The 6,819-nt window shown below is 57.4% G+C and carries 6 protein-coding genes; 2 read left to right on the top strand and 4 right to left on the bottom strand.

Annotation, left to right across the window (positions count from 1 at the left end; all coding sequences use genetic code 11):
- Nucleotides 1-164: 164 nt before the first annotated feature.
- The 3 genes from ftsH to tilS all read right to left on the bottom strand — a co-directional run bounded on the left by ftsH (nucleotide 165) and on the right by tilS (nucleotide 4,542).
- Nucleotides 165-2,303, bottom strand: a complete 2,139-nt coding sequence (gene ftsH / locus DWX63_RS08615; RefSeq protein ID WP_117843457.1) for an ATP-dependent zinc metalloprotease FtsH — start codon at nucleotides 2,301-2,303, stop codon at nucleotides 165-167.
- Between the two features lies 1 nt (nucleotide 2,304).
- Complete coding sequence (gene hpt / locus DWX63_RS08620; protein WP_055251779.1) at nucleotides 2,305-2,853, bottom strand: hypoxanthine phosphoribosyltransferase; 549 nt, start codon at nucleotides 2,851-2,853, stop codon at nucleotides 2,305-2,307.
- Nucleotides 2,854-3,000: 147 nt separating this feature from the next.
- Nucleotides 3,001-4,542 (bottom strand): tRNA lysidine(34) synthetase TilS, encoded by a 1,542-nt coding sequence (gene tilS, locus DWX63_RS08625; RefSeq protein ID WP_199411171.1) that lies wholly within the window; start codon nucleotides 4,540-4,542, stop codon nucleotides 3,001-3,003.
- A 48-nt stretch (nucleotides 4,543-4,590) separates the two neighbouring features.
- On the opposite strand from tilS, the gene DWX63_RS08630 reads away from it, so the two are divergent.
- Nucleotides 4,591-5,400, top strand: coding sequence for an MBL fold metallo-hydrolase (locus tag DWX63_RS08630; RefSeq protein WP_199411173.1), 810 nt, complete (start codon nucleotides 4,591-4,593; stop codon nucleotides 5,398-5,400).
- Nucleotides 5,401-5,481: 81 nt separating this feature from the next.
- Here DWX63_RS08630 and DWX63_RS08635 read toward each other — a convergent pair whose 3' ends face one another.
- Nucleotides 5,482-5,913: an Hsp20/alpha crystallin family protein gene (locus DWX63_RS08635; RefSeq protein ID WP_099432389.1), complete on the bottom strand. Its 432-nt coding sequence runs from the start codon at nucleotides 5,911-5,913 to the stop codon at nucleotides 5,482-5,484.
- A 275-nt stretch (nucleotides 5,914-6,188) separates the two neighbouring features.
- Here DWX63_RS08635 and DWX63_RS08640 point away from each other — a divergent pair, with 275 nt between their 5' ends.
- Complete coding sequence (locus DWX63_RS08640; RefSeq protein ID WP_117582923.1) at nucleotides 6,189-6,656, top strand: hypothetical protein; 468 nt, start codon at nucleotides 6,189-6,191, stop codon at nucleotides 6,654-6,656.
- Nucleotides 6,657-6,819 lie beyond the last annotated feature (163 nt).

Below are 6,819 nucleotides of genomic sequence, written 5' to 3' on the forward strand. Positions count from 1 at the left end.
CCCTTTCGCATAGGCGGTATTGTACGCTTTAGTCGGGCAAAGCACCGTAGCAATGTTGATTGGGGACAGACTTAAATGCGTGAAAACGCTCATTTAAGTCTGTCCCCAATCAACAAAGGAAAAAGCCTCCGCAGGTTTCCCCGCGGAGGCTTTCGCCACAAAGACTATTTGTCGTCGTCGGTGTCGACACCGGCATTGACGGCATGGTCATCGCCAGCATCGCCGGATGCGACGTCGGCATCCTCCTGCATAGCCGCCTGCGCAAAGGCCGCGGCATCGGCCGCCAGCTCCTCCTCACTCATGCGAGGCGCACGCTTCTTGGGCGGCATACCGGCTGCCTTGGCGTTGCGCTCCTCCTTGGCCGCCAGGATATCGCCCTCGCGCTCAAGGTAGGCGTCCCACTCGTTATCGAGCAGGGCATTCACGGCATCGCCCTCGACGGTCTCGCGCTCAAGCAGCACCTTGGCCATCAGATCGAGCTGATCGCGACGGGCATCCAGGATCTCGACCGCACGGCGATGGGCTTCGCGCATAATGCGCTGGACCTCGATGTCGATACGGCGCGCCGTTTCCTCGGAGTAATCCTGATGATCGGCATAGTCGCGGCCCAGGAACACCTGATGCTGCGCCTCACCAAACACCTGCGTTCCAAGCTCCTCGCTCATGCCCAGGCGCGTGACCATCTCGCGCGCCATCTTGGTCGCACGCTCCAGATCGTTGCTCGCGCCCGACGTGATGTCGTCGCACATGAGCTCCTCGGCAACGCGACCGCCCAAGAACACGGCAAGCTCGTCGAGCATCTCATTCTTGGTCTTAAGGAAGTGGTCCTCCTGCGGAAGCTGCAGCGTGTAGCCCAGCGCCTGGCCGCGGCTGACAATCGAGATCTTGTGAACCGGATCGGAATGCTCCAGGATGTGGCCCACCAGGGCGTGACCGCTTTCGTGGTAGGCAATCGTGGTGCGCTCTGCTTCGGTCATCACACGACCCTTGCGCTGCGGACCGGCAATCACACGCTCCATCGACTCCTCGACCTCGTCCATCGAAATCACGGAACGATGGCGACGGGCAGCCAGCAGTGCAGACTCGTTGAGCAGATTTGCCAGATCGGCGCCGGTGAAGCCAACGGTCATCTGGGCGAGCTTCTCAAACTTCACGTCCTCGTCCATCGGCTTGTTCTCGGCATGCACGCGCAAGATCTGCTCGCGGCCCTTCACATCCGGACGGTCGACCGTAACCTGACGGTCAAAACGACCGGGACGTAGCAATGCCGGATCCAGAATATCGGGGCGGTTGGTCGCGGCGATCAGGATGACCGACTCGCTCTCCTCAAAACCGTCCATCTCGACCAGCAGCTGGTTGAGCGTCTGCTCGCGCTCGTCGTGACCACCGCCCAAGCCAGCTCCGCGCTGACGTCCCACGGCATCAATCTCATCGATGAAGATGATCGACGGGGCCTGGGACTTGGCCTCCTTAAAGAGGTCACGCACACGGCTGGCGCCGACACCCACGAACATCTCGACAAAGTCAGAGCCCGAGATGCTAAAGAGCGGCACGCCCGCCTCGCCGGCAACAGCCTTGGCCAGCAGCGTTTTACCGGTGCCCGGAGGGCCCACCAGCAATACGCCACGCGGGATCTTGGCGCCCAGCTTGCGATAGCGATCCGGATCGCTCAAGAAGTCACGGATCTCCTCGAGTTCCTCGACGGCCTCGTCCACGCCGGCAACGTCCTCGAACTTGACCTTGGGGCGCGTGGCCTCGTTGGTCTTGGCGTTGGTCTTGCCAAACTGCATGTTCCTGTTGTTGGCGCCCATCATCTGGCGCATAAAGTAGAACATGATGGCAATCAGGGCGATCGTCGGAAGCACCCTCATCGCCAGGTCGCCCCAAAAATCGGGGTCATTGGTGTTGACAATGTACTTGGTATCGGGGTGCTCCGCCATAAGCTCGGCAAGCGAATCGGAGCCGACATAGGTCGAGGAAAAGCTCTTGAGCTCGCTCGTATCGCCCTTGTCCTTTTTTGTCTTCCAGTAATGACCCGCCACGCTTCCGTCTTGAACCGTATAGGTCAAATCTTCGACGCGATCCTGCTTAATGGCGTTGACCATCTCGCTCGTCGCGAGCTTTACGGTATTGCTGGAATTGGCAAAGCCGGAGCCCATGTTAAAGAAGGCGTAGCCCAGAAGCGCGCAAGCCAAAATAAAATACAGCCAGCCCGTACGCGTGGGCTTCTTGCCTCCGGGCATCCCCGGGATCTTAGGCTCCCGGGGAGTCTGGGAATTGTTATCGTTACGGTCGTCGGGCATCTTACGAATAAACCTCCGGTTTCAAAATGCCCAGATACGGAAGGTTACGATAGCGCTCGGCATAGTCGAGGCCGTAGCCCACCACAAAGGCATCGGGGCAATGGGTTCCAACATACTTGGGCGTGACGGCCGAGGTACGGTCCTCAACGTCCTTCCACAGGAAGGCGGCAACCTCCAGAGAAGCGGGCTTGCGGCTCTCGAGGTTCTTCATCAGGTACTTGAGCGTCAGACCCGAGTCCAGAATGTCCTCGACGATCAGCACGTCGCGACCGCGGATGTCGATATCCAGGTCCTTAATGATACGCACGATACCCGAGGACTTCACACCGTCGCCATAGCTCGAAACAGCCATGAAATCGATGTTGGTCGGCAGCTCGATCTTGCGCATCAGGTCGCCCATAAAGACCACGGCGCCGCGCAGGACCGCAATCAGCACCAGATCCTTACCCGCGTAGTCGCGAGTAATCTGCTCGCCTAGGCGAGAGACGATACCGTCGATATCCTCCTGCGTAAACAGAACCTTCTCGATATCCGGATGTTGAGAAGCCATGACAACCCTTTCTTGTGCTTATCGCCCACACACCGCCGTATGGACGCGAACTACACATTCTAGCAGCGCACGGGGTATATTTTCCAGCCCGTACGCCATCAGCGCGGGAATACCGTCAACGTCGCACAGAATAGCTGGCATGGGACGCTATTCCGCATCGACCACACGAAGCAGATATGCCACGCGCGTTGCGGCCGTGCATTTAAAACGCTCGTCCGTGCGAACGCCTGCAACCCACACCACGGCACCTCCCGGAGCCGTTCTCACCACGGGTACGCCAGAGCGGTCTGAAACAGGAATGCGCGCCTCGTTCAACAGGTCTGACACTTTCTTGCTTCGGCCGTTCATCCCCAACGGGCACATCACGTCTCCCGGCACAGGGCTATCCACCCACAGGCGCGCCGATCGTGCCTCGGTGGGAATCTCCCCGCGCGAGCCGGCTAACATCCGCTCGCCATCGCAGTCGGCAAACCCCAGGGCCGCCGCATCCACCAAGGCCGCAACCTTTCCGGCAGCAGCAAGCTCGCGGGCACGGTGCACGATATCGCACCCCGGCTCCACAGCCATCGGCTCCGCTGTCAGCATATGCCCCGCCCCCAGCGGCAGACGACCGGGAACGGAGATCCAATCGGCCACTAAACCCTCGCGCGCCGCCGGAGCCTTGAATGACAGCATGCCAAACTCCACGCGCGCATCGATTCCCGCCGGCAGCGTGACCGAACCCGAGCCTTCGGCGACACAGGCGAGCACGCGCTCCACATGCCGCATCTCCGGGCGAGCGTCGGGGTCGATACGCTTAATTGCCAGTCGCACCATGCGCCGAGCAATCACCACCTCGGCCGCGGCCAGTCGGCGAGCGTCAAGAACCAGTGCACCCGCCGCCTCCTTACGCAGGCAGCTTCGAAACGCCTGTGCGGAAAGCTGGGAAAGAAAGGCGTCCTCATCGCCCAAGATCTCGCAGGCGGCGCCAATCGTCTTACAGACACTCGCGTTGCGCTGCGCCACCACCGGCATCACTCGATGGCGCACATAGTTACGCAAGTATGACACGTCCTCGTTGCTCTCGTCCTCTCGCCACGGCTGACCATGCACCTGCAAATAGCCCACGAGCTCATCATGAGTCAGGTCGAGCAGGGGACGCACCACGATATTCCTCCGGCGAGGAATGCTCGATAGGCCAGCGGACCCCGAACCCTTAATCGCGTTCATCAAAAACGTTTCCGCGCGATCCGAAGACGTGTGCGCAGTGCAGATACGAGCCGCCGTTCGCGGTGCCCCCGTCTGGACGCAGAGCTCGCGAACATACCTCCGCGCCGCGGCATAGCGCACCTCGCGGGCGGCCGCCTCGATATTGCCCGATTCATCATCAAAATAGGCATGCTCAACACACAGCGGCAAGCCATATTGTGCGCATAGGCCGCGCACGAAGGCCTCGTCGCCATCGGATGCCTCGCCGCGCAGATGATGGTTCACATGCAGCACGTGTAGTCGCTCGCGCGCGATGGGGGCTACACCACGCCCATCCAGAATATCCAACTTTGATGTGCATGCCATAAGGAGCAAAGCCGTCGAGTCCGCACCACCTGATACCATGAGCACCACGGGGGCAGCCGTCTGCCGCGTTGCCAGGGCCCTATCATCGGCCCACGATGCAGCATGGTGTCCATAATGTTGAGATACCGTTGGCATTTGCTTCCTCCTCTATTCGTTCGCACCCATTGTATCCTTTGGAATATTATGTCTCGTCTGCACCTTCATATCCTTGGCAGCGGCTCAAAAGGCAACTGCGCGCTCATCGAAGGCCCCCGAGGGCTCATCATGATTGACGACGGTCTTTCTCGCCGCGAGACATTAAAGCGCATGGCAGAACTGGGGCTCTCGGCAGATAACGTCTCGGCTCTTCTCATCACTCATGAGCACAGCGACCACATCAAAGGTCTCGATGTCTGGTGCAAGCACTGGCACGGCCCCCTCTATGCCAGTAGGGGCACACTTTCGAGCAAAGAAAATCTTTCGTATCTGTCTGTCGAGGAGTTCGATCCCGGTGACACCCTATCCATTGCCGGCATCCACGTGCAAACCTACTCAACATCACACGATGTCATCAATCCTGTCGGCTATCGATTTAATGCTCTCGATGATTCCATTGGGTTTGCCACCGACACCGGAGAGTTATCGAGCAAGGCCGTAGGCATCCTCAAAGACTGTCGAGTTCTCGCGCTCGAAAGTAACCACGATGTAACTATGTTGCGCGAAGGACCGTACCCACGCTTTCTTCAGGAGCGCATCCTGTCCACAAAGGGGCACCTCTCCAACAACCAGGCCGCCGAAGCCGCGCGAGAACTTGTTACCGATCGCACCGAACAGCTCATCGCCATGCATATCAGCCAGGACAATAATCGTCCAAGCCTTACCGTCAAAAGCTATGCCAACGCGCTTGATGCAAGTCTCGATGATGAACTCGGCAGCTCAGCCACCTGTTTTCAAGGGCCACGGAAGCTCTCGATACGCCCTGCAAGTCAGTATCAACCGACAACTATTCAATAGCCCACTCAAGACAACAAAAGGGGGCTGGGAATCACTTCCCAGCCCCCTTAATTAATACTCTCGATTGAAGCAGAGCCATCGTTAGTCGATAGAAATCTTCGTGACGTTCTTCTTCTCGACAATCTTAGGAACCGTAACGGTCAGGATGCCGTCAGCATACTTAGCCGAAAGGCCCTCGCTCGAAGCGTCCTTCAGATACACGCCGCGCGTCGCGCTGTACGAGCCGAACTCCTTCTGGAGGAAGTTCTTGCCCTCGTTTTCGGCGCTCTCCTCGACGTTCACACTGATCGACAGGCGACCCTCATTGAGCTCGACGTCGATGTCATCCTTGGCGACACCGGTAAGATACGCCTTGACCTCGTAGCCATCGCCCTTGTCCTCAACGTCAACGGGGAACGCCTTGGAGGCAATCGAGCTATTCGCCAGGTCGGTCATGTCATCAAACAAATCGAACAGCGAACTTGCAGAAGGACGGACGCCAAAAACCGAACGATAAGGAACCATGCTTGCCATGTTTACCACTCCTTGTAAGGACTGCCGAGTCATCTTCTAGGTGACTGGGACTTCTTTTGACGCTGTTATATATGCCCAGCCGCTTCTTATATATACATCGACTATAAAGTTTTTTTAGTCTATTTATATAAGCATATCTAAGTCTGGTTGACTAAGGTTTTGTCTAATAAACGGAATTTGAACGTAGGCTTAAATAATGTATGCAATCCCATCAAAACTAGACGGCTGGCTTACAATGGGCGCATACACGATATTGATGACGAACTAAGGGCATCATGGACGATCAAAAACAGGACAACACGTTTATGCCGGAGCAGGACGAAGCATCCAGCCCGCAACCGATTCGATTCCATCGCCCCCACATCTCGCAAGAGCCTATCAATGACCCAGAGCCCAAATATGTGACAAGAAACCGATATCAAACACTCGAAGAAGCGCAAACGGGGCGCAAACATATGGGCGTCGCCTCGGGAGACCCTGTATATCTGAAAGACGCACCATTATCTAAAAACAGCGCAGCTAGTGATGAGCCGATGAAAGCATCCGCCGCTCATCAACAAAGAGGGCCTCGACCCAAGCAAACCTTGACGCATTCGGCTCGCTATCTCGAAACGCCAAAACAGGGAAAGTCAATCTTCGTTTCGTCAAGTAAACGACGCAAGCAGCATCAACTGACAATCCTGCTTATGATCATTGCGGCCATAGCAGTTGCCCTTGTTATACGATTTATTTTCTTTAAATAAAGGCTCAATACCGAAAACAACAAGATCGTCTGGTGTAATTGAGTCATTTACACCCCGTAAACGCAAAAAAAGGGGGAGGCCGCGAGGCCTCCCCCTTCTTCAAGTCTTGCGACGGCTCGGTGCCGTCCACCGGTCAGCGGCGCCCTGGCCTCCCACGGGCTGG

This window comes from Collinsella sp. AF20-14LB (assembly GCF_003459505.1).
Taxonomy (GTDB): Bacteria; Actinomycetota; Coriobacteriia; order Coriobacteriales; family Coriobacteriaceae; genus Collinsella.

Bases quoted from the DNA above. Each gene is read 5' to 3' on its own strand.
- DWX63_RS08635 (WP_099432389.1), bottom strand. From the start codon at position 5,913: ATGGCAAGCATGGTTCCTTATCGTTCGGTTTTTGGCGTCCGTCCTTCT.
- hpt (WP_055251779.1), bottom strand. From the start codon at position 2,853: ATGGCTTCTCAACATCCGGATATCGAGAAGGTTCTGTTTACGCAGGAG.
- tilS (WP_199411171.1), bottom strand. From the start codon at position 4,542: ATGCCAACGGTATCTCAACATTATGGACACCATGCTGCATCGTGGGCC.
- DWX63_RS08640 (WP_117582923.1), top strand. From the start codon at position 6,189: ATGGACGATCAAAAACAGGACAACACGTTTATGCCGGAGCAGGACGAA.
- DWX63_RS08630 (WP_199411173.1), top strand. From the start codon at position 4,591: ATGTCTCGTCTGCACCTTCATATCCTTGGCAGCGGCTCAAAAGGCAAC.
- ftsH (WP_117843457.1), bottom strand. From the start codon at position 2,303: ATGCCCGACGACCGTAACGATAACAATTCCCAGACTCCCCGGGAGCCT.